Source organism: Ohessyouella blattaphilus (assembly GCF_024721265.1).
GTDB classification, from domain to species: domain Bacteria; phylum Bacillota; class Clostridia; order Lachnospirales; family Lachnospiraceae; genus Aequitasia; species Aequitasia blattaphilus_A.
Window position 1 is genome coordinate 83559 of the sequence record NZ_JAMXOC010000001.1, and the last position, 20433, is coordinate 103991.

Here is a 20433-nt window from a genome sequence, read left to right on the forward strand (position 1 = left end):
AAACACTTAAGCCGATTTTATCTTCTATATTTTATCATAGCCATAGGTAAAAGTACAGACACAAGGGAACATTAGTTCTTTTTTGTTCGTGTAATTATAAAAGACACTCCTTTTATATCGGAATGCCTTTTTAACCAATCTATTATTTATAAATACTGGGCAATCGTTAACAACAACTTTTCAAAATCTATCGGTTTGGCGATATGGCTATTCATTCCTGCTTCGAGACACCGCTTAGCATCCTCAGCAAAAGCATTGGCCGTCATCGCAATAATCGGAATCTGCCTGCTCTGCCGGGAGTCGCCTTGACGAATTCTCTTGGTCGCTTCATATCCATCCATCACCGGCATCTGTAAGTCCATAAAGATTAGATCATAGCGCTCGGGAGCAGCTGCCATCTTTTCTACCGCCTCCTGACCGTTAACCGCAATTTCGATTTCTAAGCCGTAACCCGTTAACATAGCGGTAACAATCTGGCGGTTAATCTCCATGTCTTCTACCAGTAGGGCCCGCTTGCCGCTAAAATCATAACTTGCGGTTTTCTCTAGCTCTGGCTCCTTCTCTGGCTTATCCATCTGTTCTTCTGCACCCGTCTCGAGCCAAACCGTCACCGTAAAGCGACTTCCTTTTCCTTGTTCGCTTTCCACTTCAATCTGGCCGTTCATCTCTGCCGCGATTCCTTTGGAGATGGATAGGCCTAGGCCTGTACCGCCGTATTCTCTGGAAGTGCTCTGGTCTTCTTGCTCAAATTCGCTAAATAGCACGTCGATTCTATCGGCGTTGATGCCGATGCCGTTATCGGCTACCACAAACTGGTACTTCTCTCTTCCTTCTTGACGTTCGCTTACTTCAATGGTCAGTCCAATAGCACCGCCTTCTCCTGTAAACTTAACGGCATTGGCGAGCAAATTTAGAAGCACCTGGGTCAAACGCACCTCATCACCAATTAAGACCGGAGCAAATTCACCATAAAAGCGAATATCAAAGGTTTGGTTCTTTTCTGCTACCTGGGCAGCTACGATATCCTCCAGATTTTGAATGACTTCTCTAAGCTTAAACGGTTTGTGGCTAAGGGTCATCTTTCCAGCGGTGATTTTGCTCATATCCAAAACATCGTTAATAATGGATAAGAGCTGCTGGGAGGCTGTCTTAATCCGCTCCAGGCACTCTTCGACCCGTTCTTTATCCTCACTCTTTCTTGCGATTTCTGCCATCCCCATAATGGCATTAATCGGTGTCCGAATCTCATGAGACATATTGGCGAGAAAATCCGTCTTTGCTTTGGCGCTTGCTAAAGCCTCTTCTTTGGCTTTCACCAGATCAAGGGTCGTCTCATTACGCACCCAAGCATGACCAAACAATAGGCCGGCGGTACGTAAAATCGCTTCTTCAGCATCCGTAAATATCCGTTCCTTCTGACAGTCATCAAAGCCCATAAAGCCCCAAAATTCATTATATAAAAAGATCGGTACTACAAGAATCGAAACGATGCCTTGCGCCTGTAAGTGCTCTCGTTCGTATTCTGGAAAGGACGTTACCACGCCATTGATACAAAGGTCCGCCGATAAGTTAGGGTACCAATCTGCCGGAAAAGGCACCGATACCGTCAACTCGTTTCCCTGCTGCGGTTCCGCATTCCCTGACCATTCGTGTATCTGGGTGCAGTAAAGCTCATCTCCTACCATGTGGTTATGCCAAATGTACACCCGATCCATCTTAAGAGACTCGCCAAGCCTACCCATTGACGTGAACAGATTCTGATCAAAATCCTCAACTGAGGTTCCTAAGAGTACGGCGGAAATTTCATTAACCGTATTAATAATGCGCATTTCTTCCATAGTCATCTCCCTATATCATAATTTGTTCTTGTTGCAACCGATACCGCATATTTCTAGCTCTCTTTAACTTCCGACGCCTAATAATCTGTAAGTGCCGGTAATACAGCAATAGTCCTGTGCTAATAACAAAGAAGGCTACTAAAATGCCGAGGATTACTAGCACGAGCGAAACGCTTTTCCCATAAACCACCTCTATCACTTGCGAGGCACCCACGTTACTTAACTTGTAAGCTGCGGCGTCTTCGTCTAAATCCACCGGCTTCCCGCCAACCAGGACCTGCTCGACGTGATACCCCTTATGCTCCGTAAAATTTAATGCCAGGCCTTCACCACCAAGAACGCTAAAAGCCTTGGTCTTTAACTCTTCTTCCTCGGCAGTTTTCTCCACCACCTTCACTTCGTAGTTATAAGGCACCGTAGTCTGATAATAGCGAGCCACGGTCTTTCCTTCGGCTGTCTTTACATTTACTACGGCCATAAACTTCCCTGGGCTAATTTCACACAGTGACTCTGGTTCGTCCCAGGTAACCCCTTCAAAGCCAAAGTCTAAATGGCTACTGGAGACCATCTCTTTGCGGGAGATAGAATAGACATTCATGTAGTCACCGATTCCCAGGCCTAAAGTTAAGGGAAAATTGATAATATAATCGCCGCTGACACAAAGATCCTGAAAATTATCGCCCTTGGCCGTATGAGCGTATTCTCCCAAATCCTCCGCGATTTGAAAGTCGCTAGTTAGAATTTTAAAGCTATAGCCGCCCTCGCTATTGGTCTGAATAATATAGCGGTCCTGCTCTCCGTCATAATCTATTCCGAGAATATTGTAGTCATCGGCGATTTTCACCTTTTCTTTTAACTCAAAGCTATTGGCATCCATAACGAATAAGCACCCCCGATTCTCTGGATTGGCGGCGGTATAGAGCGCCACGACAATCTCTTCGGTCTGAGGATTGTACGCCATACCGTTACAGTGCTCAAAATTCATGGTATCGATACTTATTGCCAAATTATAGGGTGCTTTTTTTTCATAAGCCCTTAGGATATCCGGTGTTCCCGCTTCGTCATTGACATTCTCAAGCGTAACGATGTAATCCCTCGTCACACACAAAGACTGGACAATGCCCGCCGCCATTTCCTGTTCAAAAGCTAGCTCCCAGCTTACGCCTTCAAAAGGCGCATCGCTAGCAATCGCCGCTTCTGCTTCCTTTACCGGTGTTAGTATGATCCCTAGTGCTAGGAGAACCCCCATTCCTATTCTGCGAAAACGCATATTAATTACCCCTTTTTTAACTCCTTATTTTCTCAGCTCGCTAATGGCTGCTGCTAAATCCTTAATGTCTTGTAGCAGATAGTCAAAGCCACCTGCCTTATATAGATTAATAATAATCATCCCGATTGGCACAGAGAAAATCATTCCTAAGACGCCCCCTATTCGGTAACCGATATAGAGAAAAATCAGCGTCACCAGAGGATTAAGTCCCATGCTGTCCCCCACTAATTTGGGCTGTATGAGTTGCCGTACCAGTTGGGTAACCCCGTAGATAATTAGAAGGCCTATAGCCATTTTATAATCCTTTGTTACTAGCTCGTAGACTGCCCAAGGTATTAGGGCCGTACCCGTTCCAAAAAAAGGGAGAAAGTCTAAAAACGCTACCAAAAGTGCTAACAGCACATAATACGGCACACTAAGAATGACAAAGCCGATGTTTAGAAGAATAAAAACAACTCCCATAATCTTAAACTGAGCTTTAAAATACCCGCCAACGGCAAACTTTAAGTTGGCCATAATCAGAGTCATCTTGTTAACGATCGCTTGCGGCGCTACCTTCTTTAACCATACCAGAATTTCATCCCTTTCGGCAATGAAGAAATAAGCGGCAATCACGGTAATGATAATGCTGATAAAAATGCTAGGGATGCGCTTGGCCACGTTTCCTGCCATTTGAAAGGTCGGTGTTCCCAAATCCTTAATGAAATCATTAATATAGGTACCGAAATTATTGACGAAGGTTCGCAGTGACTCCTGCACCCCACCTGGTAAACCGTCTACTATCTGATTGAGAGATGCCACCAGATTATCTACTGCCGAGGATGCTGAGCGGTAAATCTCGGGAAGGTCTTTGACCAAGCCGCTAAGCTCCCGGTAGAGAAAGAGACCGATAAAGTAAAGGCCCACAACTACCCCGCCAAGAACAATGATGATAATCAAAGCTGAGCCAATCTTTTTAACGATTTTCACTCTTTTTTCCAAAAAACGGATGACCGGACCCGCAATATAGGAAATAAACCAGCCGATAATAAAGGGCATAAAATACTTAAAGACGCCCACTCCCGCCAGCACAAAGAGCACCGTCGCTAAAACTCCAAAAAATAAACTAATTAGTATTTTTCCTAGTGATCTATTCGTCGACAATCTCCTCACCTCCTAGGACGTGCTTGTCTACAAAATCCCAAATCTCCTCTCGCCCTTGCTTCGAAGTAGCCGAAAAAGGAATAAGGATGGTCTCAGGCAATAAGTCTAGTCCGACCTTGATTTGTTTTAAGTGCTTGGCTACTTGTGAACGTTTCAGCTTATCTAGCTTCGTGGCGATAATAATGGGCTTGTACCCCATCTCCACGATAAAATTGTACATAACCTTGTCGTTCGTCCCTGGTTCGTGGCGAATATCTATCAATAAGAAAAGAGCCTTTAACTGCTTCGAGCCGTGGAGGTAGCGCTCAATTAGCTGTCCCCACTTTCGCTTCTCGGCCTCTGCCACCTTTGCGTAGCCGTAACCGGGCAAATCCACCAAGTATAATTCCTGATTGATGTTATAAAAGTTAATCGTCTGGGTTTTTCCCGGTTTCTGAGAAGTTCTCGCTAAGGCTTTACGGTTCATCAACGCGTTAATTAGAGACGATTTGCCCACATTGGATTTGCCCGCAAAAGCGATTTCCGGTAGCTCATTATCTGGCAAGACACTGGTGATACCACAGACGGTTTCAAGTTCTACATTTTTTATTTTCATACATTCTCCATTTTCTTTAGACGAAAGCAAGCTTCTCTACTTCGTCCATGGTACTAACCGGATGGATGGTAAGCCCTTTGGTAATCTCCGAGGACAATTCGCCTAAGTCTACCTCGTTCTCCTTTGGAATAATCACGTGCATAATTCCCGCATTTTTAGCGGCCAGGAGCTTTTCTTTTAGTCCACCAATTGGTAACACTCGCCCTCTCAAGGTGATTTCGCCGGTCATCGCCAGGTCCGCTCTCACGTATTTCTCCGTAATTGCTGAGAGCATGGCGGTAGCCATGGTAATTCCCGCGGAAGGGCCGTCCTTTGGCACGGCTCCTTCCGGTATATGTATATGCACGTCATGTTTCTTAAAGTAATCTTCAGCGATTTGATGACGCTCGGCAACGGAACGCAAATAACTGATTCCCGTCTTCGCCGACTCTTTCATCACGTCGCCTAGTTGACCAGTTAAGGAGACCTCACCAGTACCCGGCATTACGTTCACTTCTATCTGGAGGGTGTCGCCACCTACCGGCGTCCACGCCAGACCTCTCACAATCCCGATTTCATCTTCCCCGTTCTTTTGCTGGGCTTTATACTTCACCTTACCAAGGTACGCAACCAAGTTGCGTTCGGTAATCTGAACTGCCTTCTTCTTATCCTCTAGCATTTCCCGTGCCGCTTTTCGGCACAGCTCGCCGAGGCGTCTTTCTAACTGACGGACCCCAGCCTCTTTCGTATATCCATTTATCAAGGACCAAAGAGCGTTCTTACTAATGGTAAACTGGTCTGGCTTTAGACCGTGACGCTTAATCTGCTTTGGCAATAAATGCTCGGTAGCAATATGCATCTTTTCATTCCCGGTATAGCTGCTAATTTCGATCACTTCCATCCGGTCTAATAAGGGTCTAGGAATCGTCTGGAGGCTATTCGCCGTGGTGATAAAAAGTACTTCTGATAAATCCAGGGGAACCTCTAGGTAGTGATCTCTGAATTTAACATTTTGCTCACTATCGAGAACCTCTAAAAGGGCGGAAAAAGTATCCCCTTTATAGTCGTTACTAACTTTGTCGATTTCATCTAAGAGCATTAAGGGATTCTTTACGCCAGCACTGCGAATCGACGTAGCTATTCTGCCGGGCATTGCCCCTACATACGTCTTTCTGTGACCGCGAATCTCGGCCTCGTCGCGGACACCACCAAGGGAAATCCGCACGTAAGGTTTCTTAAGGGCTCGGCTTAACGACTTGGCAATGGATGTTTTACCAGTGCCCGGCGGTCCCACTAAGCAAAGTATCGGAGCATCCCCCTTCTTAGTTAGGGAACGCACCGCTAGATACTCCAGAATCCGCTCCTTAACCTGGTCAAGACCGTAATGGTCCTCATCTAAGACTTGCTTCGCGTAGGCGATATCGTTATGCTCCTTGGCTCGCTTATCCCAAGGCATCTCTAAAAGCGTTTCGATATAGGTGCGCGTCACCCCGCTTTCCGCTGGTGAGCTCATCGAGCTGCGGAACCGCTTAATCTCTTTGGCTAGCTTATCCTTAACCTCCTGAGGCGCCTTTAGCTTAGCGGCCTCAGCGCTAAATTCATCGGCGTCACTAATCGTAGAATCATCTCCTAGCTCTTCGCGAATCAGTTTAATCTGCTCCCGGAGAATATACTCCCGCTGGTTCTTATCTACTCGTTCTTTGACCTTGCTCTGAATTTCCTCTTTAATCTCCTGAATGCGGACCTCATTGGTCAGCAGCTCACTAATCAGCTCGTAGCGCTTAATCAAGCTGTTTTCTTCAAGAATGGCTTGCGACTGAGCTAACGCAAAAGGTACATTCGCCGCAATTTCATCCAATACAACCTGTAACGATTTTATATCTTCAACCTGAGCAGCCAACTCCTTAGCCGCTTTCGGATTTCTTCCTAAATACACTTTATAAAGATCGATCAGACTGCGTCTCATCGCTTCTTCGTCTAAGTACTCTGGCTGGTCCACATCTTCAAGAACGTGGATTATGCCATAGACGATGTCATCTTCTGTCACCATCTCGTCTAACACGCCGCGGTATTCCCCCGCTACTAAGACCCGACTGATTTTATTCGGCAGCTTAATAATCTGCTTCACCGTCGCCACACACCCGTAGGCGAACACATCTTCTATTTCCGGAACCTCGGTCTCAATCTCCCTTTGCGCCGTTAAAAACACCTTCTGCTCTCCTTGCATGGCTTCTTCTAAGGCTTTTAAGGACCGCTCTCTACTCACGTCGAAATGAGTGACCATTTCCGGTAAAATCACCATCCCTCTTAAAGGGATCATCGGCAATCGTATTTGCTCTGGCATATCTATACTCCTTTCAAAAAAGGCAAGTACACAACTAAGTTTCGTTTTGTACCCGCCCTTCTCTTAAGCGCTTTCAGATTCTACTTCTGCAAACGCTTCTAATTTTGGTGCTGTCTTTCCTTCGACCACTTCTTTGGTGATTAGGCAAGTTTTAAGATCCGGGTCCGATGGCGCTTCGTACATGATATCCATCATGACGTTCTCCATAATCGCCCGCAAGCCTCTCGCGCCAGTCTTTCGCTTGAGCGAAATTTTCGCGATTTCCGTCAAAGCTTCTTCGTCGAAAACTACTTCTACATCGTCTAGTTCCATCAGCTTTTGATACTGCTTCACTAGCGAGTTCTTTGGTTCTGTTAAGATTGAAATCAAATCCTTTTCCTGCAAAAGGGATAGCGCTACATTCACTGGCATTCTCCCCACAAGCTCAGGAATCAGACCGTATTTAACCAAGTCCTGTGGCAATACCTGTGCCAAAAGACTGTCCATTAACGCACTATTCTTATCAGCAATCTCAGCCCCAAAGCCGATTGATTTCTTATTTACTCGACGTTCGATAATCTTATCGATTCCTTCAAAAGCACCGCCACAGATAAACAAAATATTCGTCGTATCAATCTGGATAAGCTCTTGATGGGGATGCTTGCGACCACCTTGAGGCGGTACGTTCGCTACCGTTCCTTCGACGATTTTTAAAAGGGCCTGTTGTACGCCTTCGCCGGAGACATCCCGGGTAATTGAGGGATTCTCTGATTTTCTCGTAATCTTATCGATTTCATCGATGTAGATAATTCCATACTCTGCCTTCTCGATGTCGCCATCGGCAGCTTGAATAATCTTTAAGAGAATATTCTCCACATCTTCGCCTACGTAGCCGGCCTCTGTTAGCGCCGTGGCATCAGCGATAGCAAATGGCACGTTAAGAATCTTGGCTAGCGTTTGCGCTAAAAGGGTCTTGCCACAGCCAGTAGGACCAAGCATTAAGATATTGCTCTTACTAAGCTCTACCCCTAGGTCCTTCTGGGCCATAATCCGCTTATAGTGATTATAAACGGCTACCGAGAGTACTTTCTTCGCTTCATTTTGACCAATCACGTACTCATCTAAGAATTCTTTAATCTCTTCTGGTTTTAATAAGTTAATCTCTGAATAAGGATTCCAGTGCTTCTTATCTCCGTATTCTAATTCTTCTTCAAGAATCTCCGAGCATACATCTATACATTCATCACAGATGTAGGCCCCATTCGGTCCGGCAATCAGCTTTCGGACCTGTGACTGGGTTTTGTTACAAAATGAACATCTGATTTGCTCTTCATTTCTCCCTGCCATATTTACCTCTTTTCAATTACTTCGTCGACTAATCCGTAAGCCTTGGCCTCCGCTGCTGACATAAAATAATCTCTTTCTGTATCTTGCTTCACGACTTCAAGAGGCTGACCGGTGTTAGCCGCAAGAATCTCGTTTAACTTTTGTTTCGTCCGCAGGATGTGCTCAGCTGCGATTTGAATTTCCGTCGCTTGTCCCTGGGCTCCACCTGAGGGTTGGTGAATCATAATCTCGGAATTAGGCAGTGCTAGGCGCTTGCCTTTCGTCCCGCCTGCTAACAGGAAGGCGCCCATGCTGGCACACATACCGATACACATGGTTGAGACGTCACACTTAATATACTGCATCGTATCGTAGATTGCCATGCCGGCCGTAACTGAGCCGCCGGGGCTATTGATATAGATATTGATGTCTTTATCTGGATCTTCCGCCTCTAAGAAAAGTAACTGGGCCACAACAATACTGGCACTCACATCGTTAACTTCTTCCCCGAGAAAAATAATTCTGTCTTTCAATAATCTTGAATAGATATCGTAAGACCGTTCTCCCTGACTTGTTTGTTCCACTACGTAAGGTACTAAACTCATCGCAAAATCCTCCTTATTAATTATCTAACAATTGTGCTAATTTATTTAATCTTGGCGTTATCTACAAGGAAAGTAACTGCCTCTTGAACTGCCATATCTTCTTTCATCTGCTCTTTTTCAGCGTCACCCATCAGCTCTTTTAACTTGTCAGCTTCCATTTGGTAGCTTTCTGCCATTTTGCTAATTTCTTCGTCGAGGCGCTCATCGCTGATTTCGATTTTCTCAGCTTTAGCAATTGCCTCGAGAACGAGACGAGTCTCGATGCGCTTGATCGCTTGTGGCTTCATATCTTCCATCATCTTCTCAGCTGTCATTCCGGTAAACTGGAAGTATTGTTCCATGGATAGACCTTGAGACTGGATACGATTCGCAAAGTCATCGCTCATCTGCATCACTTGAGTTTCGATCATCGGCTCAGGAATTTCAAAGGTTGCTGCCTTAACTGCCGCTTCTACCGCTGCATCTTCTTGCTTCGCCTTGCCTTCTTTTTCCTTTTCTTCTTTGAGCTTTTCTTTAATGTCTGCTTTGTATTCTTCTAAAGTGTCAAATTCTGATACTTCAGCCGCAAATTCGTCGTCGATTTCCGGCAATTCTTTCGTCTTCACTTCGTGAATCTTACACTTAAAGAGCGCTTCTTTTCCCTTTAAGTCCTCCGCGTGATATTCTTCTGGGAAGGTGACGTTTACTTCTACTTCCTCATCCGCCTTCTTGCCGATTAACTGTTCTTCAAAACCAGGGATGAAAGAACCGGAACCGATGGTTAGTGGGTAGTTCTCCCCTTTACCACCTTCAAAAGCCACACCGTCTACAAAGCCTTCAAAGTCGATAATCACATCATCACCATCTTCTACTGCTCGCTCTACGGTAACTGTTCTTGAGTTCTTAGCCGCTTCTTCTTTAAGCTTTTCGTCCACTTCTTTAGCGGTCACCCGGTTACTGATTTTTTCTACTTCAACGCCTTTGTATTCGCCTAAGGTCACTTCTGGTTTGAGAGCCACCTCAGCCGTAAAGATAAACGGTTTGCCCTTTTCAATCTGGACTACGTCTACCTGTGGGCGAGAAACGATATTTAATTCGCTTTCATCGTAAGCCTTTGCATAGGCATCAGGAATCATGGCATTGGCAGCGTCATCGTAAAACACTTCCGCACCATACATTTTCTCAATCATCGCTCTTGGCACTTTCCCCTTGCGAAATCCTGGTAGGGAAATACTGTTTTTCTGCTTGTTGTAAGCAGCCTGAAGGGCTTTTTCTACTTCGCTGGCGGGAACCTCTATTGTAAGTTTTGCCATACCTTTTTCTAACTTTTCTACTTGTAAACTCATTTTATTTACTTCCTCCTAGTTTGTTTCGGGTTTAACCCTCATATTATACCATAGTTATTGTATTTCGTCCAAACGTAATATTTGAACGGTAAATTCGTGCATATCTTTTTCGTTGATCTCGTATTTTCCGTCTTTTCTACTGACTCTAAGGGTTATCCTTTCCTTCTTGGCGTAGCTACTATCAAGCTGAGCGGCGTAGAGGAAATCATAGGCATGATTTAGAATATCCCGCTTGATCTGCGCTTCTATCTGTTCATCGCTACCCGTATAGCCACCAGTCTGGGCCTTTTCACCTAGACGTTTACCGTCTTCTGTCAGTTGCTCCTGAAACAGTAAAAACGCATCGGTAGGCTCGATCTCTACCTCCACTTCGTACGCGCCCGTACCGGTACGCTTGCTACTTATCACCCGGTAACGCTGGCTGCGATAAATATCCTTTACTACGTCCGCAAAATGAGAAACGCTACTGCCGTCCTCTTCTAGTTGACCTGTGATATTATCATAGACGAAGCTGTCGATATTTTCTTCATAGAGAGCTTGCAAATCCGCCCTAGTCGTCTCTTTATCAGCACTAAGCGCTTTCTTCACATCTCCTTGAAAGGTCAAATCGAGAATCGACTCGACGTAATCTGCCGCCTCATCGCTGCGACCACAGCCCCCAAGGAAAAGCACGCCCACTAATAACAGGCTTAGTAAACTCGTTTTAGTAGACAATGGCATCCGCTATCTCCTTAGCCTTCTTCCTGTCAAACAAGGCTTCGATTAATGCCAGCGCAAAATCAATGGCGCCCCCGGCACTACGACCAGTGATAATGTTGCCATCAACAACGACGCTGCGATCCATAATGACCGTACCGTGAAGATCCTTCTCGACGCCGGGATAGCACGTAGCTCGCCGACCTTTTAGGATGCCTAGCTTGCCAAAAATACTGGGAGCGGCACAGATAGCGGCTAAGGGCTTCTCGTCCTTGTTAAAATCCAGAATTAACCGTCTAACACCGGGGTGCTCCGCTAAATTAGCGGTGCCAACACCGCCACCAGGTAGGACCACCATATCCATCTCGGCAAAGTCCGCCTCTTCAAATAAGTCCTCGCTTTGAACATTGATACCGTGTCCGCCGTGAACCGTATGGTCTCCCGTAATCGATACGGTATCGACAAAAACATTGGCTCGGCGTAGCAAGTCAATCACGGTAATGGCTTCAATCTCTTCAAAGCCATCTGCTAATAGTACACATACTTTCTTCATAAAAATTAACTCTCCTTGTCTTTCTTACCCCTTCTCGTTATAATTAATCAATACTCACGAAGGAGGTTTATAATGGAAATTGAACGTAAATATTTAGTCTCAGAGCTACCGTCTAATCTAGAGGAATACCCAGTTCGCAGGATCCAACAAGGGTATCTTAATCGGGAACCCGTCATCCGTATTCGCCGAGAGGATAACGACTTTATCCTCACTTATAAATCTAGCGGTCTCATGATTCGCGAAGAGGTCAATCTTCCTCTTGATGCCCAGTCTTACGAAAACCTTCGCAGGAAAATCGATGGCAAACTAATCACCAAAAAGCGGTATCTCATCCCTTATAAACAGTACACCATTGAACTGGACGTCTTTTCCGGCGAACTCGCTCCCCTTATTTTGGCCGAAGTGGAGTTTCCTACAGCCGAAGATGCCGAAAACTTCACACCGCCTTCTTGGTTCGGCGAGGACGTCACCTTTGACGGCCGTTACCACAATAGCTATTTAAGCAAGTAGTCGATTAACGTATACCCTTTTTCCACCACGTATCCGGTCTCTTTGGCACTCTTTTCGCTAAAGGAGACCGGTCCTTTTTCCGGCTTTTCGGAATCGTATAGTAAAAACGGTACCGCTGCCGCTGTGTGGGTCCGCAGGGCAATCGGCGTTGGGTGATCCGGCAAAATCATGATGCGAAACGCTTCTCCGGATGCCCGCAGCTCTTTAAGAAGTGGCGCTAATACCCGCCTATCCACATTCTCAATCGCTTCTACCTTTTCGTTAATTAAGCCTTGATGTCCCATCTCATCGGGTGCCTCAACGTGAATATAGACGAAGTCATTTCCGTCTTCTAATAAGGTTTTTGCCGCTGCCGCTGCCTTACCTTCATAATTGGTGTGAAGACCACCGTTGGCACCTTCTACTTCGATGGTTTCCATACCAGCGCCAATGGCGATTCCTTTTAATAAATCAACCGCAGAAATCATGGCCCCCTTCTTTCCTGTCTTTTCGGTAAAAGAGGTAAGAAGTGGCTTCGTACCCGCTCCCCAAAACCAAAGGGAATTGGCCTCGTTTAAGCCTTTTTCCCGGCGTGCAGCATTAATGGGGTGGTCCTTTAAAATCTCATAGCTTTTTGCCATCATGTCCCCTAGGATAGCATCCGCGGGCAGATAATCGCCAATCACTTTTTCCAGAATGTCATGAGGGGGCGTAAGCTCGCCGATTTCTCGCTTCTTCGTCACTAACAAATGGCGATAACTAGTTCCTGGATAAAAGGTATATCCTGGTCTGGTAAAGGCCGCGCTTACAGCACTTACTAGCTCTTTTGCTTCCTCATCGCTAATCTCACCAGCACTATGATCTAAAATACGCTTGTCGGCGTAAGCCGCTTCTTCTGAAGACAAGGTCACTAGATTCATCCGCAGAGATAAATCCTCTTCCTTTAAATCAGCACCGATACTTAGTGCTTCTAGTGGCGAGCGTCCCGTGTAGTACACTTTAGGGTCGTAACCGCACACCCCTAGATTAGCCACATCGCTACCTGGCGACATGCCTGCGGGTACGGTGTTAGCTAGGCCTACCAAGCCATCCCTAGCTAGCTCATCCATAACCGGCTTAGCGGCCGCTTCCATTGTGGTTTTCCCATCTAACTGTGCTAAAGGCTCTCCTGCCATACCGTCGCTTAATAGCACTACGTACTTCATCTTATAACTCTCCTTCAACGCGAATCATCTGCAGAATCCCCTCTTTGAAAGGAACGATTTTGTCTTCGTATTCGGCTTCTGATAGTAGCGGCGTCACGACAGCGTATTCGCCGGCTACGTCAGCTAACTTTATGACTCTGGCTTCCGTAAAAGCGCCAAGTACATCTTTCTCCGAAACGGAGTCTTGCAAGCGAATAAAGAAGCGCCACTTTAACGTACCTCTATCTTCTGGCACAAGCTTTTCCTTCGACCAAGGCCTAATGTAATTGCGTCCTGGGTTTCTTAGGGCATCGATCACATCGCCCACAACTGCGCTAGCCGTCGGTAATTTGCCAGCACCACTGCCGTAGTACATCGTGTCACCCACCATGTTGCCCACTACGAAGATGGCGTTAAACACGTCGTTTACACTGTAAAGAGGGTGATCCTTCTTGATGAAAAACGGCGCCACCATCGCTTTTAGCTTGCCGTGCTTAAATTTCGCCGTTGCCAGGAGCTTAATCGTTCCTTTTAACTCTTTCGCGTACTTCATATCGGTAGCGGTAACCTTAGTGATTCCCTGACAGTAAACGTCTTCAAAGCTTACTTGCCGGCCAGTAGCCAAAGAAGAAAGAATGGCAATCTTTCGGCTGGCGTCATGACCTTCTACGTCAGCTTCTGGATTGGCTTCCGCATACCCTTTTTCCTGAGCCTCTTTTAACACCTCATCGTAATCGGCGTCTTCGTAGAACATCTTGGTCATCATATAATTGGTGGTTCCGTTGAGGATTCCCGTAATTTCTTTGATTTCATCCGCGGTCAGTGAAGTGAGCATGGGTCTGATAATGGGGATGCCGCCACCAACACTGGCTTCAAAGAGAAAGTGAACCTGCTTTTCTCTAGCGATTTCTAGAAGCTCGCCGCCTTTTGCTTCCACTAAGGCCTTATTAGAAGTGGCTACGCTTTTTCCTGCTAGCAGAGCTTTTTTCACAAATTCATAGGCGGGATTTACCCCACCCATGGTTTCCACAACGACTTCAATCTCCTCATCGCCAATGATTTCTTCATAATCGTGGGTGATTTTATCTTGAATCGGATCCCCGTAAAAATCGCGTAAATCTAAGACTTTTTTTACTTCTACGGATTCGCCCACCCGTTCAGCGATTTTTTCACCATTAACGGTCAGTACCTTTACTACTCCTGAACCTACGGTTCCATATCCTAATACAGCTATTTTTCTCATTTTTTCTTCACTCCTTTTAAATACTCGTTGATAAACAGATCTAAGTCTCCGTCAAGAACGGCGTTTACATTGCCCATCTCTGCCCCAGTCCGGTGGTCCTTCACCAACGTATAGGGCTGCATGACGTAAGAACGAATCTGGTTACCGAAGCCGATGTCTCCTACTTCCCCACGAATATCAGAGAGCTTTTCAGCTTGTTCCTGTTCCTTTAATAACTTTAGTCTTCCTTTTAGCATCTGCATGGCCTTCTCCCGGTTAAAATGCTGGGAGCGCTCGTTTTGACACTGAACCACAATCCCGGTAGGGAGGTGGGTAATTCGAATCGCTGAGGAGGTCTTGTTGACGTGTTGCCCGCCGGCACCACTAGCCCGGTAGGTATCTATCTTCAGCTCGTCATCAGCAATCTCAATATCGGTTGTCTCTTCAATATCTGGTACAACATCCACGGAAGTAAAGGATGTCTGGCGTTTCCCCGCCGAATTAAAGGGCGAAATTCGCACTAAGCGATGAACGCCTTTTTCTGACTTGAGATACCCGTAAGCGTTCTCACCGCTCACCTCGATAGTAATATCCTTAATCCCCGTTACATCACCGTCTTGAAAATCTAAAACCGTCATCCCAAAGCCTTTTTTCTCGGCAAAGCGGCTATACATCCGATAAAGCATTTCCGCCCAGTCGCAGCTTTCCGTGCCACCGGCACCGGCATGGATGGTCATAATCGCATCCAGGCTATCGTACTCGCCTGCTAAGAGGGTGGCCGTTCGCACTTCCTCGAAGCGCTTTTCAAAGCGTGATGCTTCCTCCTTAATCTCGGGAATCAGTGATTCATCCGCCTCTTCTGTAGCTAATTCAATCAGAAGATTTAAATCCTCAAAGCTCGTTGTCAGCTCATCAGCTGTCTCAATAGCATTTTGCAAGCTTTTAATCTTGCGCATTAGCTTACCTGACTTTTCGCTATCTTCCCAAAAGCCTGGCGCTTCCGTCTGTTTGTTTAACTCTTCTAGTTTTGCCTTCTTCCCCGCCGGGTCAAAGTGAATCCCTCATTTCAGCAAGTGGAGATTCATAAGCCTGTAATAGACTTTTATATTGTTCTAATTGAACCACCTTCTCACCTCCGTCCGTGGCATTGTTTGTACTTCTTGCCGCTACCGCAGGGGCAAGGATCGTTGGGATAGACTTTCTTCTCATCCCGTACCTTGGGAGCCTTCGCGGTCTCTTCTCCCCGGTTGGTACCGGTGACTTTCGCCACCTCTTCCCGCTCTACCTTCTGTTCGATACGCACGTGGAATAAGGTCCGCACAGTGGCTTCGGTAATCGCACTGGTCATCTCGTCGAACATCTCATAGCCGAGCATCTTGTATTCCACTTTTGGATCCCGCTGGCCGTACGCTTGTAGGCCAATTCCTTGGCGAAGCTGATCCATATCATCAATGTGATCCATCCACTTGTTATCAATCACCTTAAGCAGTACTACGCGCTCGATTTCCCGCATCTGATCAGGCTCAGGGAACTCTTCTTCCTTACGCTCGTAGAGCCTTCCCGCCTTCTCTTTCAAATACTGCTTAAGTTCACTTTGCTTTAAGTCTTCGATTTCCGTCTTGGAGATCTTCTCAAAAGGAATTACGTTATCAATCGTCGTTAAAAGCTCGCCTACGTTCCACTCTTCACTAGGAGTATCACTTGGAATAATCATATCCACGGTCTTATCTAGGTAATCGCTAACCATATGCAGGACAGAGTCACGCATATTCTCTCCGTCCAGCACCCGGCGGCGCTCCTCGTAGATGATCTCCCTTTGCTCATTCATGACCTGGTCGTACTCTAACAGGTTTTTACGAATTCCGAAGTTGTTGCTCTCGATTCGCTCCTGGGCCTTTTCAATAGCATTAGAAAGCATCTTATGCTCAATCTGCTCCCCTTCTTCTACGCCAAGGGCACTGAAAACACCCATTAGTCGCTCCGAACCAAACAGACGCATCAGTTCATCCTCGAGAGAAATAAAGAACCGGGATTCACCAGGATCGCCTTGACGACCAGCTCGACCGCGAAGCTGATTATCAATCCGCCTTGACTCATGTCTCTCCGTACCGATAATCTTCAGTCCGCCTGCCTCTTTTGACTTGTCTTCTAGCTTAATATCCGTACCACGACCGGCCATGTTAGTAGCAATCGTCACGGCTCCGAACTCACCAGCGCCAGCTACAATCTCAGCCTCAAGCTCGTGGAACTTGGCATTTAAGACATTGTGCTTAATCCCTCGCTTCTTTAGCATACTGCTAAGAAGCTCGGAGACTTCGATGGTTATGGTACCTACAAGAACCGGTTGTCCCTTCTCGTGGGCCAATGCGATCTCATCGCAGACAGCTTTATACTTTTCCTTCTGGGTGCTGTATACCGCATCCTCAAAGTCTTGACGCTGCACTGGCACATTGGTAGGAATCTCGACTACGTCCATGCCGTAGATTTCCCGGAACTCCTTCTCCTCAGTGAGTGCCGTACCGGTCATACCGGACTTTTTATCGTATTTATTAAATAGGTTCTGGAAGGTAATCGTAGCCAGGGTCTTACTTTCCCGGTTTACCTTCACGTGTTCTTTCGCTTCAATCGCTTGGTGTAAGCCGTCGGAGTAGCGACGTCCCGGCATAATACGCCCGGTAAATTCATCAACGATTAACACTTCATCGTCTTTTACCACGTAGTCTTGATCTTTAAACATCAAGTTGTGAGCCCGCAGAGCTAAAATCGTATTATGCTGAATCTCAAGATTCTCGGCATCAGCTAGGTTGTCGATGTGGAAGAACCGCTCTACCTTCTTTACACCTTCTTCGGTTAAGGATACGTTCTTCTCCTTTTCGTTAACAATATAGTCCCCGGTCTCTGCTACCATTTCACCCATGATTGCATCCATCTTCGAGAATTCTTTTTCCGCCTCGCCTCGTTCTAGCTGCCTAGCGAGAATATCACAAGCTTCGTAAAGCTTGGTGGACTTGCCACTTTGTCCGGAAATAATCAGGGGAGTTCTCGCTTCATCGATTAAAACGGAATCCACCTCATCAATAACGGCGTAATTAAGCCCTCTTTGGACTAATTGTTCTTTATAGATCACCATGTTATCTCTAAGGTAATCAAAACCAAGTTCGTTATTCGTCACATACGTGATGTCGCATTTATAAGCCTCCCGGCGCTCATCGTTATCCATCTCATTTAAGATAACACCCACGCTAAGACCGAGGAACTCATGTACCTTCCCCATCCACTCGGCATCACGCTTCGCTAAGTAATCGTTGACGGTTACGATGTGGACCCCTTCTCCAGCAAGCGCATTTAAATAAGCCGGTAAGGTAGATACAAGTGTCTTACCCTCACCGGTCTTCATCTCAGCAATACGACCTTGATGTAAAATAACACCACCGATTAATTGCACCCGGTAATGCTTCATTCCTAAGGCACGAAAAGCCGCCTCTCTTACAACTGCATAGGCTTCCACCATCAGATCATCTAAGGTCTCACCTTCTGCTAGTCGCTTTTTAAATTCTGCTGTCTTATTCTTCAACTCTTCATCGGAAAGCTTTTGCATCTCTGGCTCAAGAGCCTCCATGGAATCTACTAAGGGGTAGATTCTTTTCAGCTCATTTTCGCTATGCGTTCCGAAGATTTTTTGTAATAAACCCATGTTTTTTCTTTACTCCTTAAACGTATTTACCCAAACTTCATAATAGCACTAAGACGTGCTTTATACAAGGTTTTCATGAAGTGTTCACACACTTTTTACACCCTCGTAAGAAAGTGTTCCGCCGAAGATATCAAGAGCGCTCCCGACGGTAAAATCCAGTCGCCCTGAAGAAAGCTCACGAAAACGTTCAATCTCTTCGAAACTTGCCAACCCGCCGGCATACGTTATAGGATTCCCGTGATATTTCGCTAGCTCGGCTACCAAATCGGCCTCCATACCTACGCCGGTGCCCTCTACGTCCACACCGTGAACTAAGTATTCCTGGCAGTAACCCGCCAGTTTTTCCAGTAGCGACGCACTCACCTTCTCTTCCGTATACTGCTGCCAACGATCCGTCACAATGTAGTAGCTATCGCCCTTTCTCCGGCAGCTAAGATCTAAGACAATCTGCTCTTTGCCGTAGTTCATCACTAGCTTTTCTAAGCGGTCGTAGCGGATTCTGCCCTCCTGAAAGACGTAAGAAGTAAAGATTAACCCCTTAGCTCCTGCCTCTAGGAACTCATGGCCGTTGTCCGCATTTAAGCCGCCGCCGATTTGCAAGCCGCCGGGATAGGTACGAAGAGCGTTCAGGGCTTCCCTCTTCGACTTTTCGTACTCTTCGCTGCCGACTTTATTGAGCATAATCACGTGGCCACCAAAGAGATGATCTCTTTTATAAAGCTCCGCATAAAAAGCCGCCCCCTTATCGGAGGCGAAGTTTTCTTTTACTTCAGCCTCTGTAAGGGAGCCGCCAACGATCTGCTTCACTTTTCCATCGTGGATATCAATGCATGGTCTAAACTTCATCTTTTTTATAGCAAGGATACCCCATCTAAAATTTAGGTGGGGAGGAATTGCATCCTACGCTTGTCTCCTTTCTGTCAATAGAGAGCTCCTTTGCTCTAACAATCTTAGTTTTTTGTATCCAACACTCTTGTGGACACTTGTGCCGTCTAATAAACGAATGTCGAAATAACCTGAACTCCGTCTGCCAAATACAAAACATTCTTTATCTTCGAACTTTACTTTGTCAAACAACTGATAACCTTGTACATATCGAGGAGCCTGATTACTCTTACGCACACCCTTTTTAGGGTTTGCCTTATGCAAGCTGCGGTTATTACATCTGACGAATTTTTGGTTGTAAATAACACCTAAAGGTTCCGCTAACGGATGTCCGCTGATGCACCTTGCGTCAACGGCATGAGTTTTCTCTAGGTCGTTATTAATCCGCACGTGCTTTGTGATATATCCGTAAGTCATGCTTACATTTGGATACACCTCCTTTAGCTTGTTATAAAAGGCCCAACGCATAATCCCCATAAAGGCGGCATCTCGGAAAGATGCTCCTCTCTTTAGGTTTAATTGGATTTTTCCCGCATGATAAGCGTCATGACACGTCTTACATAACGTAACTAGGTTATTCGGCGCATCACCGCCTACTTTACGACTCTCTAAGTGATGAGTCTGTAAGATTTTATCTTTGCTCTTGCCCTTACAATGTTGACAAGTATGACCATCACGCCAGAGAACGTATTCTCTTACATTCCAAGCATCCAATTTTTCGCCTTGCTGATATTCTGCCCCAGATATATTAGGGTTTTTGATTTTCTGAATATCAAAGCTTGCCACCTCTACTACCAATTCTGTAATCGGCAATATTTTGTAGACGTCAGCCACTAGTTTTAAATGACTGTTAACCTTATGCTCAACGCTCGGAGCAAACCACCCCTTATTCTTGGATCTAACACGGTTCGAGAATCTAGGTTTCCGATATCTTGTTTTGCGACTTCGTTTACTACGGCGATACTGTCTTTTAGTAGCTAATAGCTCAACAATATCTGTGCGTAGCTTTGTCTCAGAAGCGTATAGTTCCTCAGTTTCAGTTGTGGCAGAAAGACCGACGGTCTTACTACCAGCATCCACTCCTAGAGTGATTGGCTGTGTATGAGTCGTGCTCTCATACGTAAGTTGTATGGTAAACGGACAGCGTTTTATTACTTTTACCTTCCCTTCTCTAAGAAGGTGTTTCACTTTACCGTGCCTAGTGGTCGGCATAAGTGGCTGTCCTTCTCTGCTTATGACATAAACCATAAGACACTCCTTTCTGCAACTTAATGCATAACTCCGCCATTAGACGGTTAGTTGTTCT

17 protein-coding genes are annotated in these 20433 nt (G+C 45.9%); 1 reads left to right on the forward strand and 16 read right to left on the reverse strand.

Going from position 1 to position 20433, the window contains the following annotated elements:
- Positions 1-146 precede the first annotated feature (146 nt).
- From NHH16_RS00325 to NHH16_RS00370, 10 genes are all read right to left on the reverse strand, one after another.
- Entirely contained in the window at positions 147-1838 is a 1692-nt protein-coding gene (locus NHH16_RS00325; RefSeq protein ID WP_262067604.1) for an ATP-binding protein, read from the reverse strand.
- A 10-nt stretch (positions 1839-1848) separates the two neighbouring features.
- On the reverse strand, positions 1849-3108 hold the full coding sequence (locus NHH16_RS00330) for a hypothetical protein (protein WP_262067605.1): 1260 nt from the start codon (positions 3106-3108) through the stop codon (positions 1849-1851).
- A gap of 24 nt (positions 3109-3132) precedes the next feature.
- Complete coding sequence (gene ytvI, locus NHH16_RS00335; RefSeq protein WP_416389381.1) at positions 3133-4260, reverse strand: sporulation integral membrane protein YtvI; 1128 nt, start codon at positions 4258-4260, stop codon at positions 3133-3135.
- Positions 4238-4846, reverse strand: a complete 609-nt coding sequence (yihA, locus tag NHH16_RS00340; RefSeq protein WP_262067607.1) for a ribosome biogenesis GTP-binding protein YihA/YsxC — start codon at positions 4844-4846, stop codon at positions 4238-4240. Before yihA ends, ytvI begins: the two co-directional genes overlap by 23 nt.
- A gap of 16 nt (positions 4847-4862) precedes the next feature.
- Positions 4863-7169, reverse strand: coding sequence for an endopeptidase La (gene lon, locus NHH16_RS00345; protein WP_262067608.1), 2307 nt, complete (start codon positions 7167-7169; stop codon positions 4863-4865).
- A gap of 63 nt (positions 7170-7232) precedes the next feature.
- The gene (gene clpX, locus NHH16_RS00350; RefSeq protein ID WP_262067609.1) at positions 7233-8495 is read right to left on the reverse strand and encodes an ATP-dependent Clp protease ATP-binding subunit ClpX; all 1263 of its coding nucleotides are present in this window, start codon (positions 8493-8495) and stop codon (positions 7233-7235) included.
- A gap of 2 nt (positions 8496-8497) precedes the next feature.
- Complete coding sequence (gene clpP / locus NHH16_RS00355; protein ID WP_262067610.1) at positions 8498-9079, reverse strand: ATP-dependent Clp endopeptidase proteolytic subunit ClpP; 582 nt, start codon at positions 9077-9079, stop codon at positions 8498-8500.
- A 41-nt stretch (positions 9080-9120) separates the two neighbouring features.
- Entirely contained in the window at positions 9121-10404 is a 1284-nt protein-coding gene (tig, locus tag NHH16_RS00360) for a trigger factor (RefSeq protein ID WP_262067611.1), read from the reverse strand.
- Positions 10405-10458: 54 nt separating this feature from the next.
- Positions 10459-11124: a hypothetical protein gene (locus NHH16_RS00365; RefSeq protein ID WP_262067612.1), complete on the reverse strand. Its 666-nt coding sequence runs from the start codon at positions 11122-11124 to the stop codon at positions 10459-10461.
- Positions 11108-11653 carry a DJ-1 family glyoxalase III gene (locus NHH16_RS00370; protein WP_262067613.1) on the reverse strand — a complete coding sequence of 182 codons (546 nt, stop codon included), beginning with the start codon at positions 11651-11653 and terminating at the stop codon, positions 11108-11110. The genes NHH16_RS00365 and NHH16_RS00370 overlap by 17 nt, the downstream gene beginning before the upstream one ends.
- Positions 11654-11725: 72 nt before the next feature.
- Here NHH16_RS00370 and NHH16_RS00375 point away from each other — a divergent pair, with 72 nt between their 5' ends.
- Positions 11726-12163 (forward strand): CYTH domain-containing protein, encoded by a 438-nt coding sequence (locus tag NHH16_RS00375; protein WP_262067614.1) that lies wholly within the window; start codon positions 11726-11728, stop codon positions 12161-12163.
- On the opposite strand, the gene NHH16_RS00380 is transcribed toward NHH16_RS00375, so the two are convergent.
- From NHH16_RS00380 to iscB, 6 genes are all read right to left on the reverse strand, one after another.
- Entirely contained in the window at positions 12148-13347 is a 1200-nt protein-coding gene (locus NHH16_RS00380) for a cofactor-independent phosphoglycerate mutase (RefSeq protein ID WP_262067615.1), read from the reverse strand. The genes NHH16_RS00375 and NHH16_RS00380 overlap by 16 nt on opposite strands.
- Position 13348: 1 nt before the next feature.
- Positions 13349-14569 (reverse strand): homoserine dehydrogenase, encoded by a 1221-nt coding sequence (locus tag NHH16_RS00385; RefSeq protein WP_262067616.1) that lies wholly within the window; start codon positions 14567-14569, stop codon positions 13349-13351.
- Positions 14566-15673, reverse strand: a protein-coding gene (prfB, locus tag NHH16_RS00390; RefSeq protein ID WP_262067617.1) for a peptide chain release factor 2 whose coding sequence is annotated in 2 segments (ribosomal slippage) — positions 14566-15597 and positions 15599-15673 — 1107 coding nt in all. Because the reading frame shifts where the segments join, the coding sequence is not laid out codon by codon here. Before prfB ends, NHH16_RS00385 begins: the two co-directional genes overlap by 4 nt.
- 4 nt (positions 15674-15677) lie before the next feature.
- Complete coding sequence (gene secA, locus NHH16_RS00395) at positions 15678-18242, reverse strand: preprotein translocase subunit SecA (RefSeq protein ID WP_262067618.1); 2565 nt, start codon at positions 18240-18242, stop codon at positions 15678-15680.
- Between the two features lie 84 nt (positions 18243-18326).
- Positions 18327-19088 (reverse strand): phosphoribosylformimino-5-aminoimidazole carboxamide ribotide isomerase, encoded by a 762-nt coding sequence (gene hisA / locus NHH16_RS00400; RefSeq protein ID WP_262067619.1) that lies wholly within the window; start codon positions 19086-19088, stop codon positions 18327-18329.
- 54 nt (positions 19089-19142) lie between these two features.
- A complete protein-coding gene (gene iscB / locus NHH16_RS00405) occupies positions 19143-20375 on the reverse strand; it encodes an RNA-guided endonuclease IscB (RefSeq protein WP_262067620.1) in 1233 nt (410 codons plus the stop codon).
- Positions 20376-20433 lie beyond the last annotated feature (58 nt).